General features: G+C 43.7%; 20 protein-coding genes and 1 pseudogene. 14 read left to right on the top strand and 7 right to left on the bottom strand.

The genetic code is table 11. The features are described 5' to 3' along the window. The first annotated feature begins 567 nt into the window (after window positions 1-567). The 6 genes from bchD (at window position 568) to ispD (ending at window position 6,830) form a co-directional block, all read left to right on the top strand. Complete coding sequence (bchD, locus tag MAE_RS19855; RefSeq protein WP_012267152.1) at window positions 568-2,565, top strand: magnesium chelatase ATPase subunit D; 1,998 nt, start codon at window positions 568-570, stop codon at window positions 2,563-2,565. Window positions 2,566-2,828: 263 nt separating this feature from the next. Continuing rightward, on the top strand, window positions 2,829-3,332 hold the full coding sequence (locus MAE_RS19860) for a hypothetical protein (RefSeq protein WP_012267153.1): 504 nt from the start codon (window positions 2,829-2,831) through the stop codon (window positions 3,330-3,332). 10 nt (window positions 3,333-3,342) lie between these two features. Continuing rightward, window positions 3,343-4,233 (top strand): hypothetical protein, encoded by an 891-nt coding sequence (locus MAE_RS19865; RefSeq protein ID WP_012267154.1) that lies wholly within the window; start codon window positions 3,343-3,345, stop codon window positions 4,231-4,233. Window positions 4,234-4,512: 279 nt separating this feature from the next. Then, complete coding sequence (locus MAE_RS19870; RefSeq protein WP_012267155.1) at window positions 4,513-5,190, top strand: hypothetical protein; 678 nt, start codon at window positions 4,513-4,515, stop codon at window positions 5,188-5,190. A 258-nt stretch (window positions 5,191-5,448) separates the two neighbouring features. Continuing rightward, a complete protein-coding gene (locus MAE_RS19875) occupies window positions 5,449-5,847 on the top strand; it encodes a DUF1824 family protein (protein WP_012267156.1) in 399 nt (132 codons plus the stop codon). 302 nt (window positions 5,848-6,149) lie between these two features. After that, a complete protein-coding gene (gene ispD / locus MAE_RS19880) occupies window positions 6,150-6,830 on the top strand; it encodes a 2-C-methyl-D-erythritol 4-phosphate cytidylyltransferase (RefSeq protein ID WP_012267157.1) in 681 nt (226 codons plus the stop codon). Here the strand turns inward: ispD and MAE_RS19885 are convergent. Then, on the bottom strand, window positions 6,825-7,442 hold the full coding sequence (locus MAE_RS19885) for a serine O-acetyltransferase (RefSeq protein WP_012267158.1): 618 nt from the start codon (window positions 7,440-7,442) through the stop codon (window positions 6,825-6,827). The genes ispD and MAE_RS19885 overlap by 6 nt on opposite strands. 104 nt (window positions 7,443-7,546) lie before the next feature. On the opposite strand from MAE_RS19885, the gene MAE_RS19890 reads away from it, so the two are divergent. After that, entirely contained in the window at window positions 7,547-8,497 is a 951-nt protein-coding gene (locus tag MAE_RS19890; RefSeq protein WP_012267159.1) for a glycosyltransferase, read from the top strand. A 73-nt stretch (window positions 8,498-8,570) separates the two neighbouring features. Here MAE_RS19890 and MAE_RS36170 read toward each other — a convergent pair. Next, window positions 8,571-8,744: pseudogene (locus MAE_RS36170) on the bottom strand (type II toxin-antitoxin system HicB family antitoxin). Between the two features lie 188 nt (window positions 8,745-8,932). Here MAE_RS36170 and menB point away from each other — a divergent pair. After that, window positions 8,933-9,766 (top strand): 1,4-dihydroxy-2-naphthoyl-CoA synthase, encoded by an 834-nt coding sequence (gene menB, locus MAE_RS19895; RefSeq protein ID WP_012267160.1) that lies wholly within the window; start codon window positions 8,933-8,935, stop codon window positions 9,764-9,766. 538 nt (window positions 9,767-10,304) lie between these two features. Then, window positions 10,305-10,607, top strand: a complete 303-nt coding sequence (locus MAE_RS19900; RefSeq protein ID WP_002759510.1) for an RNA recognition motif domain-containing protein — start codon at window positions 10,305-10,307, stop codon at window positions 10,605-10,607. Window positions 10,608-10,664: 57 nt separating this feature from the next. Here the strand turns inward: MAE_RS19900 and MAE_RS19905 are convergent, their stop codons facing one another. Further along, window positions 10,665-11,282, bottom strand: a complete 618-nt coding sequence (locus tag MAE_RS19905; protein WP_004162626.1) for a DedA family protein — start codon at window positions 11,280-11,282, stop codon at window positions 10,665-10,667. 69 nt (window positions 11,283-11,351) lie between these two features. Here MAE_RS19905 and MAE_RS19910 point away from each other — a divergent pair, with 69 nt between their 5' ends. Further along, entirely contained in the window at window positions 11,352-11,891 is a 540-nt protein-coding gene (locus MAE_RS19910) for a pentapeptide repeat-containing protein (protein WP_012267161.1), read from the top strand. 524 nt (window positions 11,892-12,415) lie between these two features. Further along, window positions 12,416-14,032: an ABC transporter substrate-binding protein gene (locus MAE_RS19915; protein WP_012267163.1), complete on the top strand. Its 1,617-nt coding sequence runs from the start codon at window positions 12,416-12,418 to the stop codon at window positions 14,030-14,032. 263 nt (window positions 14,033-14,295) lie between these two features. Here MAE_RS19915 and MAE_RS33520 read toward each other — a convergent pair whose 3' ends face one another. Beyond that, window positions 14,296-14,436, bottom strand: a complete 141-nt coding sequence (locus tag MAE_RS33520; RefSeq protein ID WP_158303546.1) for a hypothetical protein — start codon at window positions 14,434-14,436, stop codon at window positions 14,296-14,298. 13 nt (window positions 14,437-14,449) lie between these two features. Between MAE_RS33520 and MAE_RS19920 the strand changes: the two genes are divergently transcribed. Continuing rightward, the gene (locus MAE_RS19920) at window positions 14,450-15,232 is read left to right on the top strand and encodes an endonuclease/exonuclease/phosphatase family protein (RefSeq protein ID WP_012267164.1); all 783 of its coding nucleotides are present in this window, start codon (window positions 14,450-14,452) and stop codon (window positions 15,230-15,232) included. Window positions 15,233-15,557: 325 nt separating this feature from the next. Here the strand turns inward: MAE_RS19920 and pyrR are convergent, their stop codons facing one another. Beyond that, window positions 15,558-16,091: a bifunctional pyr operon transcriptional regulator/uracil phosphoribosyltransferase PyrR gene (gene pyrR, locus MAE_RS19925; RefSeq protein ID WP_004162618.1), complete on the bottom strand. Its 534-nt coding sequence runs from the start codon at window positions 16,089-16,091 to the stop codon at window positions 15,558-15,560. Window positions 16,092-16,235: 144 nt separating this feature from the next. Between pyrR and MAE_RS19930 the strand changes: the two genes are divergently transcribed. Next, the gene (locus MAE_RS19930; protein WP_012267165.1) at window positions 16,236-17,633 is read left to right on the top strand and encodes an amidase; all 1,398 of its coding nucleotides are present in this window, start codon (window positions 16,236-16,238) and stop codon (window positions 17,631-17,633) included. Between the two features lie 131 nt (window positions 17,634-17,764). Here MAE_RS19930 and MAE_RS19935 read toward each other — a convergent pair whose 3' ends face one another. Beyond that, a complete protein-coding gene (locus tag MAE_RS19935; protein ID WP_012267166.1) occupies window positions 17,765-19,639 on the bottom strand; it encodes an ABC transporter ATP-binding protein in 1,875 nt (624 codons plus the stop codon). Between the two features lie 589 nt (window positions 19,640-20,228). Then, a complete protein-coding gene (metK, locus tag MAE_RS19940) occupies window positions 20,229-21,479 on the bottom strand; it encodes a methionine adenosyltransferase (RefSeq protein WP_012267167.1) in 1,251 nt (416 codons plus the stop codon). Window positions 21,480-21,804: 325 nt separating this feature from the next. Here metK and pcrA point away from each other — a divergent pair, with 325 nt between their 5' ends. After that, window positions 21,805-24,126: a DNA helicase PcrA gene (pcrA, locus tag MAE_RS19945; protein ID WP_012267168.1), complete on the top strand. Its 2,322-nt coding sequence runs from the start codon at window positions 21,805-21,807 to the stop codon at window positions 24,124-24,126. Window positions 24,127-24,550 lie beyond the last annotated feature (424 nt).

Genomic DNA, 24,550 nt, shown 5'->3' on the forward strand with positions numbered 1-24,550 from the left:
CGATAAGCATTTCACGATTCTATAAGCAAAAATTATAACCCACATTCCGCACCCTAAAGTGTCACATTGAAAATTTTATCTAAATCGTCAAAACGATTGCCGGCTCTGAATTACAGGCTAATTTGTTTGCCCAGCAGATGCACAATTAGCCCTAAAAATCTGATAGCTCTGATACCAAATTATTGAGATCAACTCTCATTAAGCTGGCGATCGCTGACTAGAGTGTGACACTTCATAATTCTTAGTAATCGCTAAAAGTCTTACTATACAAGGGCTAGAGCAACTTTTGATTTCAACGACTAGGGTGCGGAATGTGGGTTATAACACAAAGTCGAGAAGAGCCAAGTTACTTATTTTAGCTATCTAGCTACAGAAATGAGTAACTTTAAAAAGCTTTAGGTAGGTTTTTGGTTTCTGTGGTTAACCCAGTAACTTCTCGATCGGTTCGGGGAGAAAGAACTCGATCGAGATGCAGCTAAAATCTGGGTTCGGGAATCAAAAAGGGAAAAGTGCCGGACCCGGGAGCTTCTGTTTTACACTAGAATTTGGCCGCCTGAATCTAGATCTATGCCCACTCTGACCCTCAATTTTCCCCTAACTGCCGTTGTCGGCCAAGAAGCGATTAAATTAGCCCTACTCTTAGCCGCCGTGGATCCCGCCCTGGGGGGTGTGGTAATTGCCGGTCGTCGGGGAACCGCCAAATCAGTCATGGCGCGAGCGATACATTCCTTACTGCCACCGATCGAAATTATCGCAGGTAATGTCTTTAATTGTGATCCCAATAATGCCGACGAATGGGACGATCGCACTAAAGAAGAATATAGCAGTGGAGAGGTCGCCACGGAAGTTATCCGGGCCCCTTTCGTGCAGATTCCCCTAGGAGTCACCGAGGATCGTTTATTGGGTTCCGTCGATGTGGAAGAATCGGTGAAACAGGGGGAACCAGTCTTTCAACCCGGTTTATTAGCCAGCGCCCATCGGGGAATTCTCTACGTCGATGAAATTAATCTACTTGATGACCAAATTGCTAACCAATTACTCACAGTTTTAAGCGAAGGACGTAACCAAATCGAACGGGAAGGCATCAGTTTTCAACATCCCTGTAAACCAATCCTGATCGCTACTTATAACCCAGAAGAAGGGGATTTACGAACCCATTTATTAGATAGAATTGCCATTGCCCTTTCCGCCGATGGTGTCCTTAGTTTAGACCAACGAGTAACCGCCGTCAATCAGGCGATCGAGTATGCTGTTTCTCCCAGCGCTTTTATCGCCCAATATGCCCAAGAAATCGATGATCTAAAAACCGAAATTATTCTGGCGAGGGAATGGTTAAAAGAGGTAAAAATTAAACCCGAACAAATTAGTTATCTAGTGGAGGAAGCGGTGCGCGGTAGGGTAGAAGGTCATCGCGCCGAGATTTTTGCCGTGAGAGTAGCCAAGGCCGCCGCCGCTTTAGAAGGTCGGGATTTAGTCAGTGCCGATGACTTAAAAAGAGCCGTCGAATTAGTTATTGTACCTCGATCGCTGATTACGCCGCCACCCCCAGAACAGGAACAACAGCCACCGCCACCACCGCCACCACCGGAACCGCCCCAAGACGAAAACCAGCAGGAACAGGAAGAAAAAGAGGAGGAGAAAGAGGAAGAAAAAGAGCCGGAACAGCCCGATAATCTGCCAGAAGAATTTGTTTTCGACCCGGAAGGGGTTTTACTGGATCCCAGTGTGCTGTATTTTGCCCAGATGGCCCAGCGTCAGGGGAAATCGGGGGCGCGTAACCTGATTTTCTCGGAAGATAGAGGACGTTATATTAAGCCGATGTTACCCCGGGGCAAGGTGAAAAGAGTCGCCGTCGATGCCACTCTCCGGGCGGCTGCCCCCTATCAAAAAGCCCGTCGCTTAAGAAATCCCGAACGTCATGTGATTATAGAAGAAGGGGATCTGCGCTCAAAACGGCTGGCCCGCAAGGCCGGTTCTTTAATTGTCTTTGTGGTTGATGCCTCCGGTTCCATGGCCCTGAATCGGATGCAGTCGGCCAAAGGTGCGGTTATGCGTCTGTTAACGGAAGCTTACGAAAATCGCGACCAGATTGCCCTGATTCCTTTCCGGGGTGAGCGAGCAGATGTACTATTGCCACCGACCAAATCGATTACCCTAGCGAAAAAACGTCTGGAAACCCTGCCCTGTGGTGGCGGTTCCCCTTTAGCCCACGGTTTAACCCAAGCGGTTCATGTGGGGATGAATGCCCGTTTATCGGGGGATATCGGTCAAGTGGTGATTGTGGCGATTACCGACGGTAGAAGTAATATTCCTTTGGCGAAATCTTTAGGCGAACCGATTCCGGAGGGTGAAAAACCCGATATTAAGGCAGAACTGCTCGATATTGCCGCTAAAATTCGCTCTTTAGGCATTAAACTGCTGGTTATCGATACGGAGAAAAAATTCGTCTCCACTGGTTTTGCCAAAGAATTAGCCCTAAAAGCTGGGGGTAAATATTATCATCTACCCCGGGCCACGGAACAAGCGATCGCATCTATGGCGCGAGGGGCAATTGCGGGACTGTAGCTGGGGTTTGCCGAAAAAGGTTTTCCTGGGGGCAGGGTGTAGGGTGTGGGGTGTGGGGTGTAGGGAAGGAAACCTCTTTCATCTGTGGGGGTGAAAATTTTTTCATCGGGACTGCCTCCTGCCTTCGTTATTGACTCGAATTTTGCTGATTTTCTGTTTTTTTTCGGTCTGGTGTGAGATAATCTAGAAAAACTTAACAATAATCAGCAATAAGCGAGAGATATACTACAAACAAACATTAGTAAGTTTTAATTAAGATAACTATGAGCTTTCGATTTGGCAAAATCTTGATAGCAGGGGTATTAGCGGTACTTTTGCTAGTAACTTCCTGTGCTAAAGCTCCCTCACAATTTGACCAAGCGCAACAAGAAAGTACCGCTCGCGGGGCGGCGGCAGTGGTGAAAGAATCCACCTCTGGCGGCAGTTTTAATCGGTTTTTCCCGCCTTCTGGGGGAGGATACGAGCGCGTCTATACCCAGGAGAAAAAAGGCTTTGCTGAGGCAAAACTGAAGCAAGATGGCAAAGTTCTGGCTATGTTAGCCATATCTGACATCAGCAATAATCCCACCGCGGCCAATAAATTCCAAGACAGTCAAACCACAATTAAAGGTTTTCCCTCTGTGGAACAGGGTGCAACCGCCAGCGCCGTTTTAGTCAATAATCGCTATCAAGTCAAGGTTTTATCGCGGGAGCCAGATTTTGCTGCCAGCGATCGCCAGGCTTGGTTAGCTAAGTTCGATTTAGATGGTCTAGCAAAGTTAAAGTAAGGAGACATCCGTGAGTAAGCCAATTTTTGAACTGGTGGACGAATTACCGACGAATAATCTCACCGTCAAAGTTCTCAAAACCCTTGATTATGTAGTGCCGGGACAGTGGGATAACCTAGTCGGGTTTAAAAATACGATTATCAAAGTCACCGGCGAAACCGACGAAAGCATGATCCAACAGATTGGCGATCGAGCCGTTTGGTTGTTTAATGATAAATCCCAGGGCTATCAACGGGCGCTCTGGCTCTACCAAACCATCGACAGCGCCGATAATGCCCTAGCCGCCGCCTCTCTTGCTAATGCCGTCGGTGGTAAAATTCCCCTCATGGGCGGTTTAATCGAAAAATTAACCCCTGCCCCCGAAAAAGCGCAAACCATCGATCTAACCTTGAAATTAGTGACCGAATTAGTCGCTTTTTGTCAAATCAATGGCATTCCGGGGGATAGTATCGGGGATTTCGTCACTTCTCTGGGAGATTATAGCGGCGAATCCCTAATGCGGATGGCGGCGTTAGTTTGTTTGGATGGTTTAATTCCCCTGGGGGGCAGTTTTATCCGCAAAGTGGAATCCACCCTCAGCATTCTCCACCCAGAAGACTTAGAATCTAACTCCACTTTCGGCAGTATTAAAGAATTGATTCCGGGGGGAAATACTGCCAGAAAATTAGACTTTATCGGTCAAAGTTTCGACTCGACTAAAGGTTGGATGAGTGGTTTTGTCAGCGAGCGCGATTTGAGCCAGCAGGGATTATTGAGCAAAATTCAGGGATTTATCGACTTTTCTGCCGATAAATTGGTATATGTTGGGGCATTCCTCGATATGACCACCAATTACTATGAACATACCGGTATTCAAACCCTGGCTCGTCGTTTAATCGAAAGAGCCGTGGCGGAAATTTAAGTGGCACCGGGGGCAGGGATGGACAGACCGATACCAAATCGGTTTTTAATAGCATGATTAAGTCCCAATTCAACTTTAAAAACCCAGTTATGGATTGTTTCCCCCTGCTCCGGCACTCACCCACTTTCCTATACCTTTTCCACAGGATTTATAGTCATTTCAATTAAGATTGAGAATATAAATGCCAGAGTTCATAAGGTTTTCATCGGTCTAGAGTGTATCAGACTTATCTGAAATGACTATAGTATTATAATATACCCTCCTTAGCCCCTCAAGGTCATGAATCAGGCACAACTTATCCATGCCGCTAAACTCCAGTATCCAGCCGCTATTATTGCTCTACTTAACCAAAGTCTCTTAACCAGAAAAATAGAGGTTGTTGAAGCCACCCCGCAAGAAAATGCCCTGACTCTAAAAGTTCAATCCAAAAATATACCCAATCAACACAAGTTATTACCTTTTTTGTCGGCAGAAATCAAAAGCTTGGGCATCGATGGATTAGAACAAGTGATCGTTTACGGTATGACCGAGGCATCCGATATCCCCGCTTGGCAAGAATCGATAACCCTGAGTCAAGATGATTTAATCGTCAATCTTGTCACCAAATTAAACTCTTTGCCGATAATAACCGCAGAAATCGCCGAAAATGACCCGGAAGATGCCCCAGAAGCTTTGGAAGACTCTGAAACAACCGAAGAAAAAGCCCTAGAGAAACCGGAGGAGTTCACTGAAGCTGCTGAGAATATTGTGGCCACTGGTGAGGGATTTTTTCCATCTCATCGGAGACACTCCTCTTTTCCCCTCAGGATAATTTTGCCTTACCTAGCGATCGGTTTTGGTGCTGGAATTATTATAGGTGCTTACTTTGGCTATCAAAACGCAGTGAGTGATACTAAATCCGTTGAGCATAGGCTACATATCAGGACAGGCACTCATGCAATAGGCAATGGGCAATAGGGGGAATAAATAATCATTCTTTAATAACCGGATTTAGTGTGAAATGCCCGCACAACCCGGAGCGATCGAACAAGCCCGATAAATTTTCCTGTCCCCAACCTGATATGATCGGGATTGCCAGGCTTACGATTAAGACCAATGCAAAATTTTCCTATCTCCAAATCTCAATGATTTAGGGCTTTTTTTCTTGGGAATTTGTCGTTAAGGACAGCAGCACCAGCTTATTTTTTATCTTTAGCCCCGCCTATCTAACCGCTCATGTCTATGGAAGAAGCCTTGAAACTCCTAAAAGAATATGGATGTATTAAACTAAAAATTGCCCAATCCCCCGAAGAAGAAGAAGCTCTAAGACAGGCAATTTTATTAGTTAACCAAGGTTCGGAATCAATTAATTTAGGTATCTGTGCCGATAACAATGAAGAGGGATTTAAAGCCCTGAAAAGTTATCTACAAGCCTTGGGATACCCCCTACCTAATAGTCTCCCAGAAGACCACCCAGAACAGGGAGCGGTGTATATTAAATACAATACCCAAAGACAAGCTTCCTATCTCGATTCCTATACGGGAACCTATCGCGGTGTCCTGGTTTCTTGTCAGTCAGAAAATGATCAATTAGTCGGTACTTATGGTCACTTTCCCCTCGATTTATTCTCTTAAGAGGCATAGTTTTTACTGTTGACTAATAAGTAGGTGGGTGTTAAGAATTGTCAGATACCCCCCTTATCAAGGGGGGATTAAGGGGGGATCAAAGACCAAATCTATCTTCAATTTAATTGAAATCACTTAAGTGGGTGGGTGGAATTAAATATAAGATGAACGTAGGTTGGGTTGAAGCATGAAACCCAACGCCCGCTCATGTTACGCTACCGCTAACCCATCCTACAAATAATTGTGCCTCCCCACTCCTGTCCACTGAATTCTCTTTCCTGAATCTTTTTAACTTTTTACCTGAAAAAAATATGTATTTGTTAATTCCAGCAGCGGGAATGGGTAAACGGATGGGCAGCGATCGCAATAAGTTACTGCTCACCCTGCACGGAAAACCGCTCCTGGCTTGGACTTTGCTGGCTGCCATGGAATCGAGGGCAATTATCTGGATTGGCATCATGGCACAACCGGAAGACTTTGAGGAGATCCGAGCAATTATCACCCCTATAAATGCCCTTAAACCCGTGCAAATCATCCAAGGAGGCGAAACCAGACAAAAATCGGTTTACAATGGCTTACAAGCCCTACCAGAGGGGGCTGAGACGGTTTTAATTCACGATGGGGCGCGCTGTTTAGCCACTCCCGAATTATTCGATCGCTGTGCCGCCGCTTTAGCCACTTGTCAGGGTTTCATTGCGGCGATTCCGGTGAAAGATACGATTAAAATTGTCGATAGCAAGGGCTGGATTGAGGATACACCGGATCGCTCGCGGTTGTGGGCAGCCCAAACGCCCCAGGGTTTTCAGGTAAAATTATTAAAAGAATGTCATGAACAAGGCCGAAAATTAGATTGGGAAGTCACCGACGATGCCGCCTTATTAGAAAAATGTGGTTTTCCCGTCAAAATTGTCGTCGGTGAAGAAACTAACTTAAAAATTACGACTCCGGGAGATCTGGCAATTGCCGAATATATTTTAAGTCAACGTTTATAATTTTTCATCTACTTTAACGCCGTCCCGTTTAATAATACGAGCGGGAATACCCACCACCACACAATTAGGTGGAACATCTTTGACTACCACTGAATTTGCGCCCACGGTGACATTATCGCCGATGGTAATGTTTCCTAAGACTTTAGCGCCGGCGGTAATCCTGACATTATTGCCAATTTTGGGGCGACCGCTTTTATCTTTATAGCCAATTGTTACCTGTTGATTAATCCAACAGTTATCGCCCAAATCCGCCATAACAATCGTACTAAAACCGTGTTGAATAAATAATCCTTTGCCAATCGAACAGGAAGAATCTAGAAATAAATAGGAACTTTCTCGATAGAAAAACCTAAGAATATACATAAAAAAACGGCTGAATGAACCACCTTGAAAAAGACGACAATAATATAAATTTCTAAATTCTTTTGCCTCCAGACACAGAGCTAACAATTGTAACCAATCTGCTCTTTTTTCCCGGCCTAATAACTCTACCCAACGCCGCACATCACCTAAGATAAGTTCTCGATTGTTAGCTACCTGAAAAGCAATGATTAAGGGTGAGAGCCAAAGAATACCCACATAGAAAAATAATTTTCGGAAGAAACTTTTCATCGTTGGTCTAAAATAATTGACGATAGACTTGCTTTTTGTTGCTATTGATTATAGTAGTATTGTAGCGAATAGTTCAACCGTCCCCCGTTTATTGGACTCCAACGATGTCAACTACCTTACAGTTCTTTCCCGAAGTATCCGTGATCGTGCCAATTTATAACGGAGAGAAAGATCTACCCCCTCTCATTGATTGTTTAGCCAAACAGACCTATCCCCGTCAATTAGTTGAATATATTTTAGTTGATAATAATAGTAGCGATCGCACAGCAGAATTATTAGGAAAGGCAGCACAAGAACACAGGGAACTGAAACTGATCATTTTAAGCGAAAATCAGATACAAAGCTCCTACGCTGCTCGCAACAAAGGGATCAAAAGCGCTCGTTATCCTTTTCTGGCCTTTACCGATGCCGATTGTCGTCCCGCACCGCAATGGTTGACAGAATTGATCCAACCCTTTAAAGATACTAGGATCGGTCTGGTAGTGGGTGAAATTGCTGCCTTAACTGGTTCCACTTGCTTGGAAAATTATGCGGAACGTCGTCACTTTATGTCACCAAAATTTCTTTTAGAACATTCTTTTTGTCCCTACGGTCAAACTGCTAACCTCGCTATTCGTCGAGAAGCTTTTCAAAAAGTTGGTTTATTTCGTCCTTATTTAACTACCGGTGGTGATGCCGATATCTGTTGGCGTATTCAACAACAAACCGACTGGCAATTAACCTACGCACCAGAGGCAATTATTTACCATCGTCATCGTTCTACCTTACAAGACTTAAGAAGTCAATTAAAACGTTACGGGCGCTCGAATCGCTATCTTCACGAATTGTATGGTGTCGAATTGATGCGACCTTTAACCAATCAAGAGTTATTTTTTACTCTCGGTCGTTGGTTATTAAAAGAGCTACCAAAAAATACTCTCAAGTTACTGTTTGGTAAAGCAGATTTAGTAGATTTATTGGCTACTCCCCTCGATTTAATTGGGTTTCAGTCCCGCAGCCAAGGACAAGCCACGGCTAAACTACCCGAAAAAGCTAAAGAAATCGAATGGCTTTAATTCAGTTATCAGTTATCAGATATGAGTTTTCAGTGATCAGTTACCGATCAGTTCACTGATTACTGATTACTGATTACTGTTTACTGATTAAGGTTTCCTCTATGGTTTCTCCCTGAGTGAAACATCCTGGAAGATCCTTAATTTCTGATACATATCCCCCGTCATCATCAGGATAAATTGTTATTGGATATTTTCACCCCAAATAAAACTCTAATGATTCCGGCTTAGTTTTATTACTTGTCTTCATATTTTTTACCTCTTTAAAGTTAACAAATAGGATCAATATATTTTGAGTAAATACCCAGAAAACATCAAGAAGGGAATCAGCTTTAAACCTTTTCGGTCAACTATCCATTCCCTTATTCTGGCGCTCCAGGCTTCAAAGTGGGGGACAAAATGAGGTAAGGTAAAAAAGCTGTGCCGATAACCGAGACTATGACCGTTGAATGGCAATCCGTCAAAACCTACGAGGATATTCTTTACCATAAATGGGGGGGAATCGCCAAAATCACTATAAATCGCCCCCATAAGCGTAATGCCTTCCGTCCGAAGACAGTTTTTGAGCTTTACGACGCTTTCTGTGATGCTCGCGAGGATGCGCGCATTGGGGTGGTACTGCTCACGGGTGCAGGTCCCCACAGCGACGGCAAATATGCTTTTTGTTCCGGCGGCGATCAGACGGTGCGCGGTCAGGCGGGTTATATTGGCGATGATGGCGTACCCCGGCTCAATGTGCTGGATTTACAGAAATTAATTCGCTCCATCCCCAAGGTAGTTATCGCGCTGGTGGCAGGTTATGCGGTCGGGGGCGGTCATGTTTTGCACTTGGTTTGTGATTTAACCTTAGCGGCGGATAACGCCATTTTCGGCCAGACCGGTCCAAAAGTGGGCAGTTTTGACGGCGGTTTTGGCTCTAGTTATCTGGCCCGGGTGGTCGGTCAGAAAAAGGCTCGCGAGATTTGGTTTCTCTGTCGGCAGTATAACGCCCAACAAGCTTTAGAAATGGGTTTGGTTAACCATGTCGTCCCGGTGGAGGAATTAGAGCAGGAAGGGATTAAATGGTCCTTAGAAATTCTCGAAAAAAGTCCCTTGGCGATTCGCTGCCTAAAATCGGCTTTTAATGCTGATTGTGATGGTCAAGCGGGTTTACAGGAGTTAGCGGGCAATGCCACTTTACTCTACTATATGACCGCCGAAGGAGCCGAAGGTAAACAGGCTTTCCTCGAAAAACGTCCCCCCGATTTTAGTCAATATCCTTGGCTACCCTAATCAGTTATCGGTGAACAGTAATCAGTAGACCTCTTGCAAAAATCAAAAATCTTCCTTTAGGTGAGGAGTCAGGAGCCAGTAGTCAGTAGTCAGGAGAATTAAGAATGAGCATTAATCAATTAAATGCTCTATTTGGTTATTTTATGCAATTTTATGCTTATTTTTCTGATTTTTGCCCTCTCAAAAATTAATTATGCAAGAACTCTAGTGAAAGGAAAGCAGAAAACTGCCATATATAGGGTTTCCTAAGCTAGTGAGGTACACCTATTTTTCTTCCCTTTTGCCTTCTGCCTCTTGCCTTTTGCCTAAAACCCATAACTTTTGTACCTCAGCAGACTGAAAAACGCTATAATACTGCTCACTTAATACTCCCTACTCCTACTGATCACCGATCACTGATCAGCTATGCTAGTTTAGAGAGAGTAGTTAGGTTCGGTAGCAGCATTGGTTTCAAACAGAAGCGGTTTTTCCCTGATGGCCTTGACTGGGTTGTGTCCGATCTCCTTCTCGAAATGGCTGTGATATTGGGAGACAATCCATGACGATTTACGTTGGTAATCTGGTTTATGACGTCACGACAGATGACTTGAAAGAGGTATTCGCTGAATACGGCACAGTTAGTCGCGTTTACTTGCCCGTAGATCGGGAAACGGGTAAAATGCGCGGTTTTGGTTTTGTGGAAATGTCCTCCGATGAGGAAGAAGCAAAAGCGATCGAAACTCTTGACGGGGCCGAATGGATGGGACGACAGATGAAAGTCAACAAAGCTCGTCCCAAAGAAGATAATTTTGGCGGTGGTGGCCGCGGTGAGCGCAAAAATTTCGGTCGCCGCGAACGTTAAAGAGATTCTTGGAAAATTCCAGAAGCGGTTATTTCTGATAACCGCTTTCTTCTGGACTTAAACCGCCGTTTTCCGTGACTCAAGGATGGGGTGGATAATTGTCCAGGCCAGGACGATAATTAAAGCCAAGATACCAAAACGAGCCATAGAACTGACTAACTGGTGCAAGGGGAACAAACGGCCTAAAAAGAAGGATAATGTCACCATAATCGTCGCCCACACCGTTGCTCCACCGAGATTACAGAGGAAAAAGCGACCGTAGGGCATTCGGGCAATTCCCGCCATGGGACCTGCAAAGATTCTTAACAGGGCGACGAAGCGACCGAAAAAGACCGCCCGGGGTGCATTTTTACTAAATTGTTCCTTGGCTAATTCTAGTTTTTGAGGTGGAATCCGAAAGAATTTGCCAACTTTTAACAAAAACGGCCAACCCCCGGCGCGACCGAGCCAATAGCCAAAATTATCGCCTAAAACTGCTCCTGTAATTGCGCTGACTAAAACTAACCAATAGTTCAAATCACCGCTACCGGCAAGGAAGCCGCCCACAATGGTGATGGTTTCCCCGGGGATGGGAATCCCGGTATTTTCGAGGGTGATGCCGATAAATACTGCCCAGTATCCGTATTGGTGGGCGATTTCTTCAATATTTTCTAGGGATAATAGCTCTAGGGACATGGAGCGTTTTCTTAACAAAGGTTTACGAATATTCTAAGATATTTTTACAGTATTTAACCGTGGCTGAACATGACTTTTCCCAGTATTGATTTATTAGCAATTCGTCAGGGTCAGATAAAAGATTTAGCGGGCATGAATTTGGCAGGGGCTGATTTAGCGGGTGCCGACCTAGCAGGGGCGAATTTACGGGCAAATTTGCGCGGTGCTGACCTGACCGGGGCAAATTTAAGGGGAGCAGATTTTCGTAATGCCGATTTACGCGGGGCAATTCTCCTCGATGCGATCGTGACTGGGGCAAGTTTGGCCGGCGCTTTTTTAGCTGGGGCGGTTTTTAATCATCTAGATTTGTCCGGGGCGGATTTTCGCGGTGTCGATGGCCGGGGAGTGAGTTTTGTCGGGGCGATTTTAACCCAAGCGGATTTTACTAGCGCTAATCTGTCCGGGGCAGATCTGTCGGCAACTGATTTAGAGGAAGCAATTTTTTTCGGGGCGATTTTACGCGGAACAAATTTTACTGATGCCAATCTTCTTTGTGCTAGTTTAGCCTCGGCAGCAACCACGGGGGCAATTTTCGATCGAGCTTGTTTAGAAGGGACGGGATTAACCTAAATGGCTGATAAGACCTCTTGTAAAAATCAAAAATTGTTGTTAGGGTTGGGAGTCAGTAGCCAGTAGTCAGGAGTCAGGAGAATTAAGAATGAATAATAATCAGTTAAATGGTCTATTTATAGACTTTATGCCATTTAATCCTTATTTCTGCCGTTTTTGAACTCTGAAAAATTAATTATGCAAGAGGTTTATAAAGGAAGATGAGTTTCTAATTAGTTGCTGTCACCTGATCTAGGTTGAAAAATCTGACCCATTCCCCTGTTTATCTACCTCCATGGCTCCAGCTATCCTGAACCATTTAACACTTTTTCGTCCCTGGCTCTTCTTCTTGGCCAAATTGATCAAGTTTTTGCCATTCTCGACCGGAAAATTTAATTTAATTGTCCGGGTAATCAGTCCAGTTATTGAAGAATTTTTACTAACCAATTAAGCAATCAACCTAGTTCCTTAAGGGAACCTAGGGAAAAGATTATCCTCAAAAATGATAGGATTGATTGATACCTAGCTGCCGTTAATCGCCATCGATGAGACCTTTACGCCAACTTTACCGCTATTTAAGTTTATTTTGCCTCTGTCTTCTTCTGACCGTGGGCTGTCAGTCCACTAATTCCAATTTACCACAACGAGATAGCGATCGCCTGATAATTGGGACAACCCTAAAACCACGCTCGATCGATCCTGCCGATAGTTATGAGTTAGCAGGACTTTTTATTATTTATAATCTCGGTGAAACTCTCTACACCTACGCGGAAGGAACCACTAATTTAAAGCCTCTCCTGGCCACGGAATTACCGCAAATTAGCCCCGATGGTTTGACCTATACTATCCCAGTACGTCGAGGAGTTATTTTTCATGATGGCACGGTTTTTAACGCAGAGGCGATGAAGTTTTCCCTAGAAAGATTTATCAAAAATGGTGGTGAACCTTCCTTTCTTCTCCGGGATACAATTGATAAAATCACTGCTACCAAAGAAGACGAAATTACTATTAAACTAACCAGACCTTTTGCCGCCTTTCCCGCTCTTTTAGCTTACCCCGGAGCCTGTGCAGTTTCACCCAAATTTTATCAAATTGGCGAGGGTAAATTTAAACCTGAAGAATTTATCGGCACGGGACATTATCGATTAAAAGCAGTTACCAGCGATTCTTTTAGTTTAGAAGCCTTTGATCGCTATTGGGGAGAACCGGCCAAAAATAAGGGGGTTAATGTTCAAATTTATCTCTCGAATCCTGCCAATTTATTCAACGGTTTTCAGACGGGTGCGGTGGATATTGCCTATCAATCTTTACTCCCTCCTCAAGTGAGAAAATTACGCACAGAAGCGGCGCAGGAAAAATGGCAAGCCATCGAATCTTCTGGGGCAGCAATTAACTTTATGAGCCTCAATCTCAAAAGTGAACCCACCAATAATATTTTAGTGCGACAAGCCATTGCTTCTCTAGTCGATCGAGATTTACTTAATGAGCGCATTTTACAAGGTCAAGGCATCCCTCTTTTTAGTCTCATTCCTACTACTTTTTCCGAGTCACAACCGGTGTTTAAAGAGCGCTATGGCAACCATAATATAGAGCAAGCTAAACAATTACTAAAAGCTGCTGGTTATAGTCAAGAAAAACCCGCAATTGTAGAAGTTTGGCACTCCTCGGGATCGATCACTTCCAGCAGCGTGGCGGCAGTGATGAAAGCTCTAGCAAAACGGGATTTAGATAATAGGATTCAATTTGAACCCAATAGTATCCTAGGAGCGGCCTTTTTCCGTAATATTAGCCAGGGACTTTATACCACTGCCCTATCTAATTGGTATCCCGATTTTTTGGATGCAGATAACTATATTTATCCCTTTTTAGATTGTGCTAAAGGTTCCCCAGAAACTGGCTGCGAAGAAGGAGGATCGCAAAGCCAAGGCTCATTTTTTTATAGTCAAGAAATGAATCAATTAATCGCACAATCCCGTCGGGAAAGTAACCCAGCCAAAAGAAAGCAAATCTTTGGCAAAATTCAAGAAATTCTCGCCGATGAAGTTCCCTATATTCCCCTTTGGCAAACCAAGGAATACGCTTTTGCTCGCAATGGCATCACGGGAGTTATCATCAATCCCAGTCAAACTTTTCCCTTCTGGACGATTGCCAAAAAATCCTGATAATTAGGGTTTGCTGAAAAAGTTTTTCCTGGGGGCAGGGTGTGGGGTGTGGGGTGTGGGGTGTGGGGTTTTACCAGTTTTGAGGTGGCCAATTACCTAATTTTCAGGGAAAAAGTGCCTAAATTTCCCCCCGATCACTCCCATATCCATTACTTTTTGATTGACAAAAGGTCTAAAAGTCTTACCCAACAAGGTTTTTAGATTTATTCAGCAAGCCCTAATTAATTATTAGGAGTTAGCAGTCAGGAGTCAGTATTCAGTATTCAGGAGATAGGGTGATAGGGTGATAGGGTTTTGGGGTGATAGGGTGATGAGACAGCTTCCCCACTTCCCACTTCCCACTTCCCACTTCCCACTTCCCACTTCCCACTACCGATTCCCACTTCCCTACTTCCCTTCCTCATTCTCCATTTTCCTATGAAACTAACAGCAATGTCCTTTAATATTCGCTACGATAAACCCGATCCAGATGAGGGTAATTGGCGAGTAAGAAGGGAAGCAGTAGCGGCTTTAATTGCTCACTATTCTCCCGATATAATTGGTACTCAGGAAGCTCGCGCTAATCAACTATTGGATCTACACCGTTTATTGCCAAAATACCAAAGTTTAGGCAGCGATCGCAGGAGAACAGGATTAGATGAACATTGTGCGATTTTGTATCAACCAAGTCGGTTAAAATGTTTAGAAATTTACGAATTTTGGCTATCGGAAACTCCCGATGTTATTGGCAGTATCACTGAAGCTTGGGGTAATCCTTATCCCCGCATGGTAACGGGGGCTAAATTTCGCACTCTTGAGGGGCAAACTTTACAGTTTTATAACACCCATCTCGATTACTATAGCGACCAAGCTAAGGACTTAGGTGCGAAGTGCATACAGGAGCGTTTTTGTCAACTAGATTTAACAAAAGATTACCTGTTTTTAACAGGTGATTTTAATGTTAATTCTCAGCAATTACCCCGTCAGATTTTAACTCAACCTCTGCAGCCAGAAATTAAATTAAAGGACGCTTTAGCCGATTTAGAATTAGCGGAACAAATGAGCTTTAATAATTACACCGATACCCCTTATTTAGCCATCGATACAATTTATTATGATAGCCGTTTGCAGTTAGATTGGGCAAAAGTCGATCCTTCTCGTTGGTTGAATCTTATTCCTTCCGATCATTATCCCGTAATTGCTGCTTTTACCTTGCCCTAAAAATAGATGATTTCTGTATTTAGCAAATATATAGAGGGTGAAAGCTTCAGCAGACTCTGGTGATTCGATGGTTAAATTTGTTCGGTGTTTTAAACAGGAAAAAAACTCAAGAAGTGATATTTTTGTAGCTATTAAGTAGCTGGTTATAATTAAATTAAAAATGGATTTTAGGTTCGATCCCCCCTGCCCCCCTTGATAAGGTAGGGTTGATTCATGAATCAACCCTACCCTTGATAAGGGGGGTGTCTGATAATTTTTAACGCCTACCTACTTATCGAGGCAATTCTGTTTATTTTCCTCCGGGGATTAGTTACCAATCCTCTGTTTATTTGATTAATTCCACCCCATCTTTGCCGTCAATCTCTTGTAGATAAACTTTTACCTGTTCCTCGGCTGCAGTGGGGAGTTTTTTGCCCGTAAAATCTGGGTGAATTGGTAATTCCCGATGACCACGATCAACGAGGACTAATAAGCGGATTTTTTGCGGTCTGCCATACTCAATAATAGCATTGAAAGCGGCGCGGATCGTGCGACCTTTATAGATAACATCATCGACTAAAATCACGGTTTTTCCCGTGACATCTAGGGGCATTTTGGTTTTAGCAGGAGTGCGAGTTTTAATGCGATCGAGATCGTCGCGATAGAAGGTAATATCGATCGCTCCCACGGGAACTTTTACCCCTTCTAAGCTCTCAATTTGACTAGCAATTAAATTAGCTAAAGGCACTCCTCGCGTGTAGATACCGATCAAAATCAAGTTATTTAAATCGCCACTTTTTTCGATAACTTCGGAAGCCAAACGGGTAATAGTGCGACGAATTTCGTCAGCCGAGAGAATTTCAATTAACTGTGGGGTCATAATTTTCCAAGACAAGGGGGGATAGGGGATAGGGAAATTTTTACGGCAATGTCCCTTTTTTTACTTTTTCCTTTTTCCTTTAAAACCATCTCCATCACTAACGAATATAATTATTTTCACTTACCTATTTTAACTCGATCGCTCATGAGTGATGAATTATTGCAAAAATCTGCCCTAGAATTAGCCCAACTGATTCGCACTAAACAAATCTCCCCCCTAGAATTAACCCATTTATACCTCGACAGAATTGAGAAATTTGACTGTCAAATTGGTAGTTTTGTCCATGTCGCCAGGGAAAGCGCCCTAGCCACCGCGGGCGCCCAAACGGAACAATTAAGTCAAATCGCCGCTACTGCCGAATTACCGCCTTTTTTTGGAGTTCCCACCGCCATTAAAGACTTAAATGCCGTCGCTGGAATGCCGGTTAGTTACGGAATCGCCGCCTTACAGGGAAATATTGCCCAATATGACGAAGGAATCGTCACCAGAATAAAAATGGCGGGTTTTATCCTTCTGGGCAAAACTGCCACTTCCCAGCTAGGTTCCTTTCCCTACACCGAAAATCTGGGTTTTTTGCCGACTCGTAACCCCTTCAACCGCGATTATACCGCAGGAGGTTCCAGTGGCGGTGCGGCGGCGGCGGTAGCGGCGGGTTTCTGCCCGATTGCCCAGGGTTCCGACGGTGGCGGTTCCATTCGTACTCCGGCGGGTTGTTGCGGTTTGGTGGGGATAAAACCCAGTCGTGGGCGCGTTTCCTATGCCCCGGTGGGGGAATTTCAAAGCGGTATCGCCACTAACGGCACTCTTTCTAAGACGGTGGCAGATGGGGCGGCGCTGCTTACCGTGATTTCGGGCTATACGACGGGCGATCCCTACTGGCTACCCGATCCGCCCTTTTCTTTCCTAGAAGCCACTCAGAGAGGCGTAAAACCCCTAAGAATCGCTTTTTCTACTTCCATATCCCCTTTCGGCGAAGCGGCTGCCGTCTATAAAAATGCTGTGATCGAGACGGCTAAAATTTTAGAGGGTATGGGGCATCACTTAACGGAGTATTCTCCCGATTTACAGGCTTTAATCGCTCCTTTTCGCCGTATTTGGCAAGCGGGGACGGCAGCGGCGGCAATTCCCAGGGAGTTATTAAGTCCCCTTAACCAATGGTTATTGGACAATTCTGGCAGTGCGGGGGAATACCTGCAAGCGGTGCGGCAGATGCACGTTATTTCGCGGCAAATTGTGGCGATGTTTGATAATTTTGATGTCTTACTTTTGCCAATTTTTCTACATCAACCCCCCGGAATTGCTGAGTGGGAAAATTTACCACCGGAAGAAGCGGTTAATAAGATGATTAGTTGGATTGCCCCTTCTCCGATTGCTAATGCGAGTGGTTTACCCGCGATTGCTTTACCCACAGGGGTTGATAGTCAGGGTTTACCCGTGGCAATTCAGTTAGTGGGTAAACCTGCTGATGAAATCACTTTGTTAGGTTTATCGGCACAATTAGAGGCAGCTAATCCTTTCGGTTTGATGGCTAATTTTAAGTAGGTAGGTGTTAAAAGTTGTCAGACACCCCCCTTATCAAGGGGGGCAGGGGGGATCGGCACCCCCCTTATTAAGGGGGGACTAAGGGGGGATCGAAGCTAAAATCCATTTTTAATTCAATTATAACCAGCTACTTAACTAGCAAGACTTTGGGTAAATTGGGGAATAGAAGCGATAAGTTTACGGGTGTAATCACTTTGGGGAGAGTTGATAATTTCGTTAGCTGTACCCATTTCCTCAATTTTACCTTTATTCATCACCATAATCCGATCGCTCATAAATCTGACGACACTTAAATCGTGGGAAATAAAGATATAAGTGAGATTAAATTCCTGCTGTAATTCTTTGAGTAAATTTAAGACTCCCGCTTGCACGGAAACATCTAAAGCAGAGACAGATTCATCACAGATAATAAACTGAGGATTTAAGGCTAAAGCGCGAGCAATACACACCCTTTGTCGTTGTCCTCCCGATAATTGATGGGGATAGCGATCAAACCAATTAGGATCGAGTTTAACTCGTTCTAATAAATATTCTACTCGTTGCCGTTGCTTTTTGTAATTGCCGCCGGTATGATGAATAACCATCGGTTCTAAAATTGCTTTACCGATGGATAAACGGGGATTCAGGGAGTTGTAGGGATTCTGAAAAACTATCTGTAATTCCCGTCTCAGTAGTCTTAATTTTGGATCGCTGGGGTTTAATTTAGCGAGATTTTCTCCTCGGAAATAGATATCTCCAGAAGTGGCAGGAATTAAGCGCAGAATTGTCCTTGCTAAGGTAGATTTTCCGCAGCCCGACTCACCGACTAAACCGAGAGTTTCCCCCCGTTTAACGGCAAAACTGATCTGATCTACGGCATTAAAAAAGGTCTTTACTTGCCCGAAAACTCCCTTAACTGGAAATCTAACCGATAAATTTTCTACTGATAAAATATTCTCGTGATGTTGTAAACCTTCAATTCTGCTTTCTTCCTCTTGGAGAGTAATAAATTTAACTGCTGGTGGAGTAATTTCCTGTAATTCAATAATCTTACCTTGAGAGTCTTTTTCCACTCGTAAAAAATCGCTGACAGTGGGCAATTTTTCTGGACGAGAGTTTAAGCGAGGACGACAGGCAAGTAAACCTTTTGTGTAGGGATGTTGGGGATAATTTAATACTTCTTCTTTCGTTCCTTGTTCGACGATTTCTCCTTGATACATCACGACAATTTGATCGGCAATTTCGTTAATAACTCCCAGATCGTGGGAGATAAAAACCATTGACATTTCTCGATCGCTTTTACACAAATCTCGTAATAATCTTAATATTTCTGCTTGGACAGTCACATCTAAAGCGGTGGTTGGTTCATCGGCAATTAATAGGGTAGGATTACAAGAAATCGCCATGGCAATCATTACCCTTTGTAATTGTCCCCCCGATAATTCGTGAGGATAACGCTTGAGAATTGCTTCTTTTTGTTCCTGAATATAAGTTCTAATTTTTTCCCTGACATGACCCTTATTTTCTAAGGGAAAAGTTTCTATATACTTCTCCTCTAACTGTTCATCACTGGGTAATAAGCGCACTTCTTGCAGTAGAGAGATGGCTTGATTTTTTGCCTGTTCAGTGGTGACTTTTTGATGCAGTAAAATTGCTTCGGTGAGTTGAAACTCGATGTTATAAACTGGATTAAGAGAACTCATTGGTTCTTGGAAAATCATCGCCATTTCTCCCCCGCGATAATAACGCAATTCTTCTGGGGGAATAGATAATAAATCTACTGCTTGCATTGACTGACCTTTTGCCGGACGAAAGCAAATTTCTCCCCCGGTAATTTTTCCCGGAGAGGGAACCAGTCCCATGAGTGCAAGGGAGGTGACGGATTTTCCTGAACCCGACTCCCCCACACAACCGAGAACTTGACCTTTCTGCAAGCTAAAACTAATGTTATTAACGGCGACTGTTGTTCTTTTCTGATTAGAAAATTCAACGGTGAGATGGCGAACGTCGAGAACTTTGTTATCCATGGGTCTTTAAACAGAAAGACAGATTCGATTTACTTATAAATATAGCTTTTTCTGTTCCCAGTAGCTGGGTGCAATTAATTCGTAGATAGCTGGCGACATCTCGCTTGCAAGGGAGAATTTTGCCAGCATTAAGAAGATTTTCGTCTCTCAGCGATCGCCATTTACCAGAGACTTGTCAGACTAAATCCTGTTTAGACCGATAATTGAGAATAGTTATACCAAATCCGGTTATTAAAAACTGATTATCTATTGCTCCTATTGCCTATTGCCTCTCCTGATATGTAGGGTTTGCTGAATAAATCTAAAAACCTTGTTGGGTAAAACTTTTAGACCTTTTGGCCATCAAAAAGTAATGGATCTGGGAGTGATCGGGGGAAAAATTCCTGGACTTTTTCCCTGAAAATTAGGTAATTGACCCCCTCAAAATCGGTAAAACCCTACACCCCACACCCCACACCCTACACCCTGCCCCCAGGAAAAACTTTTTGCCGCAAACCCTATGTAGCCTATACTCAACGGATTTAGTATAAAAAAGGAATAGAGCCTGAAACTCTATTCCTGAATCAAAAATTGCAGTTAATTTTTAACCCTATACTACCGCAGAAGTCAAAGCTTCTTTGAGGATAGCGGCTTTATCGGTTTGTTCCCAGGGTAAATCGAGATCATTGCGACCAAAATGACCATAAGCGGCCACATCTTGGTAAAAACGCTCGCCTCTTTCACTGGGTAAACCGCGCAGGTTAAAGGTTTGGATAATACCGGCCGGACGGAGTTCAAAGTATTTATTGATTAAGTCCAGAATCACATCATCAGCGACTTTGCCAGTGCCAAAGGTTTCCACGAAGAGACTCACCGGACGAGCTACCCCAATCGCATAACCCACTTGAATCTCGCACTTATCGGCCAAACCAGCAGCGACGATGTTTTTGGCCACATAACGGCAAGCATAGGCCGCGGAGCGATCGACTTTGGTAGGATCCTTACCGGAGAAAGCGCCGCCACCGTGACGAGAATAGCCACCGTAGGTATCGACGATAATTTTCCGTCCCGTTAATCCCGCGTCGCCTTGGGGTCCACCAATGACGAATTTTCCGGTGGGATTAACCAGATAACGGGTATTGGCATCGGGTTTAATCTCTAAATCGCTGAAGACCGGTTGTACTACCGCTTCCCAGAGATCACTTTTAATCTTTTGTTGGACGAGATCATTATCGGTGATATCGCCGATAGTAGCATCGTGTTGGGTAGAAACAAGGATAGTATCGATACCCACGGGACGACCATCTTCATAAATGACCGATACTTGCGTTTTACCGTCGGGACGCAGATAGGACAGTTCACCCGTTTTTCTGACTGCCGCTAAACGGCGAGCGATGCGGTGGGCTAAACTAATCGGTAAGGGCATAAATTCGGGGGTTTCATTGCAAGCGAAACCGAAGACAATACCCTGGTCTCCCGCACCAATTTTATCGAGTTCATCATTGCTGAGAAGTTCGCGATTTTCCTGAGCAGCCGTGACACCCTGGGAAATATCGGGAGATTGTTCGTCTAAAGCGACTAAAACGGTGCAACTATTCGAGGAAAAGCCGTTATCTGCGTTGATATAGCCGATTTCAGCGATTTTCTTGCGAACTAAATCGACGAAATGAACCTGTGCTTTCGAGGTGATTTCACCAGTAATCAAGACTAACCCTGTATTGACAACCACTTCAGCCGCTACACGACTGTGGTCATCTTGGGATAACAGAGCATCGAGAATAGTATCAGAAATCTGGTCACAAATTTTATCGGGATGTCCCTCTGTAACCGATTCGGAGGTGAACAAATAACGTTTAGACAAGTGATGTCCCTCACATGGTAGTACGTTTGAACGCAAAAAGATTCCAAGAAATCTTTGATCATACAGTGTAACAGGGAATTTGTAGAGATCGAGTATTTTCAATAAGAAACCGCCCGAACATTGTCCGGACGGAGTGTGGTGTGAGGAGTGAACGGAAACTTTCGTCTCCGCTAATTCCATTGTAGATGACAACTTAGAATCTTGAGCGATTTGAAACAAACTAGCCCAAAAAATTTTTATTTCTTGAAGGGGTTGACTAATGCCCGATAGCCGTCTCGATGATGTAGCCTGATTAATAGAGGTCGCAGAGCTATACGGAAAGATTATGACAGTCACAGCCGATTATTTAGAACAACTCAATCCTTCCCAGCGCCTTGCTGTGGAGCATTTTTGCGGCCCCTTGTTGGTGGTTGCTGGAGCAGGATCGGGAAAAACTAGCGCTTTAACCTATCGTATCGCCCATTTGATCCGTCATCACGGGGTCGATCCGGAAAATATTCTCGCAGTCACTTTTACCAATAAGGCAGCCCGGGAAATGAAAACGAGAATTGAAAAAACTTTTGCTCAACAAAAAGCACAGGAAAAATACGGTCAAAGATTAGAACTTTTAGAAGAATACGAACAGAAAAAACTCTTTTCTCAAGTTTATCGGCATTATACTAAAAAACTCTGGATTGGGACTTTTCACAGTCTTTGTGGTCGGATTTTGCGCTATGACATTAATAAATATCAGGATGAATATGGTCATAGTTGGCAAAGGAATTTTTCGATTATGGACGAGTCTGATGCCCAGAGTTTAGTAAAAAATATCGTCACTAAACAGATGAATTTAGACGATAAAAAATTTGATGCCCGCAATCTACGTTATGCGATTAGTAATGCCAAAAATTTAGGTTTAACACCCACAGATTACGCCAGAGAAAACCCTCATTTTCGGGGAAAGGTCATTTCTGAGGTTTATCAGGCTTATCAGATGCAATTGGCACAAAATAATGCCCTAGATTTTGATGATTTGATACTGGTTCCAGTCCGTCTTTTTCAGCAAAATGAATCTATTCTCGGTTATTGGCATACGCAATTTAAGCATATTTTAGTCGATGAATACCAAGACACTAACCGGATTCAGTACGAGTTAATTCGGCTTTTGTCCACCAATGGTGAAACGAAAAAAAGTGAGTGGAATTGGACGGATCGATCGATTTTTGTGGTGGGTGATGCCGACCAATCTATCTATAGTTTTCGGATGGCAGATTTTACTATTCTGCTCAATTTTCAAGCGGACTTTGGCGATGGTTTACCGGATGATGATACTCGCACGATGGTGAAACTACAGGAAAACTATCGTTCACGGGAAAATATTCTGCAAGCGGCAAATAAATTAATTGAAAAGAATAGTCAAAGAATCGATAAAGTCCTTGTTCCCACTAGAGAAGGAGGCGAGAGTATTTATGTTTTTAAAGCCAGAGATGAACAGGAAGAAGCAGCTTTTGTTATCGATAAAATTCGAGAATTTACCCAAGAAAACCCCGAATTAACTTGGGGTAGTTTTGCCATTCTCTACCGAATTAATGCCCAATCTCGCCCCTTTGAAGATGGGTTAATTCGCAATAATATCCCCTATAATATTGTCGGGGGATTTAAATTTTATGATCGACAGGAGATTAAAGATGCGATCGCTTATTTACGAGTGATTGCCAATCCTGCCGATACCGTTAGTTTACTGAGAATTATTAACACTCCCCGGCGCGGTATCGGTAAAACCACAATCGATAATTTGCTCAAAGCTGCCCAAGAATTAGGAGTACCTTTATGGGAAATTATCAGCGATGAAACTTCCGTTAATACTCTCGCCGGTCGTGCGACTAAAAGCATCAATAAGTTAGCTAAAATTATCCAAAACCTGCAAGAAAAAATCACCGATTTATCCGCTAGTGAAATCCTAGATCAAATCATGGAAGATTCGGGATATATCGATGAGTTAAAACAGCAGGGAACCGAGGAAGCTGATACCCGCATCGAGAATATTCAAGAATTGTATAGCGCCGTCGTACAATTCCAAGAAGAAAACGAAGAAACCAATCTCCAGGAATTTCTCGCTAGTGCTAGTTTAGCCTCGGATTTAGATAATCTTCAGGAAGGTCAAGAAAAAGTATCGTTAATGACCCTTCATTCCGCCAAGGGTTTAGAGTTTCCTATCGTCTTTTTAGTCGGTTTAGAACAGGGCATTTTTCCCCATAATCGTAGTTTAAACGATCCCATTGCTCTTGAGGAAGAACGCCGTTTGTGTTATGTGGGAGTGACTCGGGCCAAGGAACAATTATTTTTAACCTACGCAAAAGAAAGATATGTCTGGGGGAATAAAGAGATGAAGGTAGCTTCCCAATTTTTGCAGGAATTGCCCCCAGAATTGCTCACAAGCAACCTGAAACCGAAAAAGACCCCAAAAGTGGTTCCCATTCAAACAACTGCCTCTAATCAAAGAAAATGGGGCGTAGGCGATCGAGTGTTACACTCTACTTTTGGAGAAGGAGAAGTGACCCATATCCTCGGTGAGGGTAAAAAAATGAATCTAGCGGTCAAATTTTCGGGTTTAGGTCAGAAAATCATCGATCCTCGCACCGCACCCATGCAACTTATCCACGAATAGGCAATCATCTGTAGGGTGGGTTAGGCAAAAATAAGTTATACTCTGACTGAAAATTGAGTATTCGCCGTAACCCACCAGATCAGCACATAGGTAATCATCTGTAGGGTGGGTTAGGCGAAAATAAGTTATACTCTGACTAGAAATTGAGTATTCGCCGTAACCCACCGGCTTTTTTCTCCCTATCTCCCCACTGATAACTGATTACTGTTCACTGATAACTGACACCCCCTGATTCCTCAACTCCGATCGCTACCTGCTGTTAGAATGGAGAATTGCGGTCAGACTGACGATAAAATTGAGAAGCTAAATCCTTGATTCTTAATAGTTGTTGAGAAACTTTCCGCCTACTATCGCAATTATCCGATAATATGGGCAACAGCGAGTTAGTCTATTCAGTCTGTTAAAATTGACCCCCGTTGGTCGT

This window comes from Microcystis aeruginosa NIES-843, from assembly GCF_000010625.1.
GTDB classification, from domain to species: Bacteria; Cyanobacteriota; Cyanobacteriia; order Cyanobacteriales; family Microcystaceae; genus Microcystis; species Microcystis aeruginosa.

Bases quoted from the DNA above. Each gene is read 5' to 3' on its own strand.
- bchD (WP_012267152.1), top strand. From the start codon at position 568: ATGCCCACTCTGACCCTCAATTTTCCCCTAACTGCCGTTGTCGGCCAA.
- MAE_RS19860 (WP_012267153.1), top strand. From the start codon at position 2,829: ATGAGCTTTCGATTTGGCAAAATCTTGATAGCAGGGGTATTAGCGGTA.
- MAE_RS19870 (WP_012267155.1), top strand. From the start codon at position 4,513: ATGAATCAGGCACAACTTATCCATGCCGCTAAACTCCAGTATCCAGCC.
- MAE_RS19875 (WP_012267156.1), top strand. From the start codon at position 5,449: ATGTCTATGGAAGAAGCCTTGAAACTCCTAAAAGAATATGGATGTATT.
- ispD (WP_012267157.1), top strand. From the start codon at position 6,150: ATGTATTTGTTAATTCCAGCAGCGGGAATGGGTAAACGGATGGGCAGC.
- MAE_RS19885 (WP_012267158.1), bottom strand. From the start codon at position 7,442: ATGAAAAGTTTCTTCCGAAAATTATTTTTCTATGTGGGTATTCTTTGG.
- MAE_RS19890 (WP_012267159.1), top strand. From the start codon at position 7,547: ATGTCAACTACCTTACAGTTCTTTCCCGAAGTATCCGTGATCGTGCCA.
- menB (WP_012267160.1), top strand. From the start codon at position 8,933: ATGACCGTTGAATGGCAATCCGTCAAAACCTACGAGGATATTCTTTAC.
- MAE_RS19900 (WP_002759510.1), top strand. From the start codon at position 10,305: ATGACGATTTACGTTGGTAATCTGGTTTATGACGTCACGACAGATGAC.
- MAE_RS19905 (WP_004162626.1), bottom strand. From the start codon at position 11,282: ATGTCCCTAGAGCTATTATCCCTAGAAAATATTGAAGAAATCGCCCAC.
- MAE_RS19910 (WP_012267161.1), top strand. From the start codon at position 11,352: ATGACTTTTCCCAGTATTGATTTATTAGCAATTCGTCAGGGTCAGATA.
- MAE_RS19915 (WP_012267163.1), top strand. From the start codon at position 12,416: ATGAGACCTTTACGCCAACTTTACCGCTATTTAAGTTTATTTTGCCTC.
- MAE_RS33520 (WP_158303546.1), bottom strand. From the start codon at position 14,436: ATGAGGAAGGGAAGTAGGGAAGTGGGAATCGGTAGTGGGAAGTGGGAA.
- MAE_RS19920 (WP_012267164.1), top strand. From the start codon at position 14,450: ATGAAACTAACAGCAATGTCCTTTAATATTCGCTACGATAAACCCGAT.
- pyrR (WP_004162618.1), bottom strand. From the start codon at position 16,091: ATGACCCCACAGTTAATTGAAATTCTCTCGGCTGACGAAATTCGTCGC.
- MAE_RS19930 (WP_012267165.1), top strand. From the start codon at position 16,236: ATGAGTGATGAATTATTGCAAAAATCTGCCCTAGAATTAGCCCAACTG.
- MAE_RS19935 (WP_012267166.1), bottom strand. From the start codon at position 19,639: ATGGATAACAAAGTTCTCGACGTTCGCCATCTCACCGTTGAATTTTCT.
- pcrA (WP_012267168.1), top strand. From the start codon at position 21,805: ATGACAGTCACAGCCGATTATTTAGAACAACTCAATCCTTCCCAGCGC.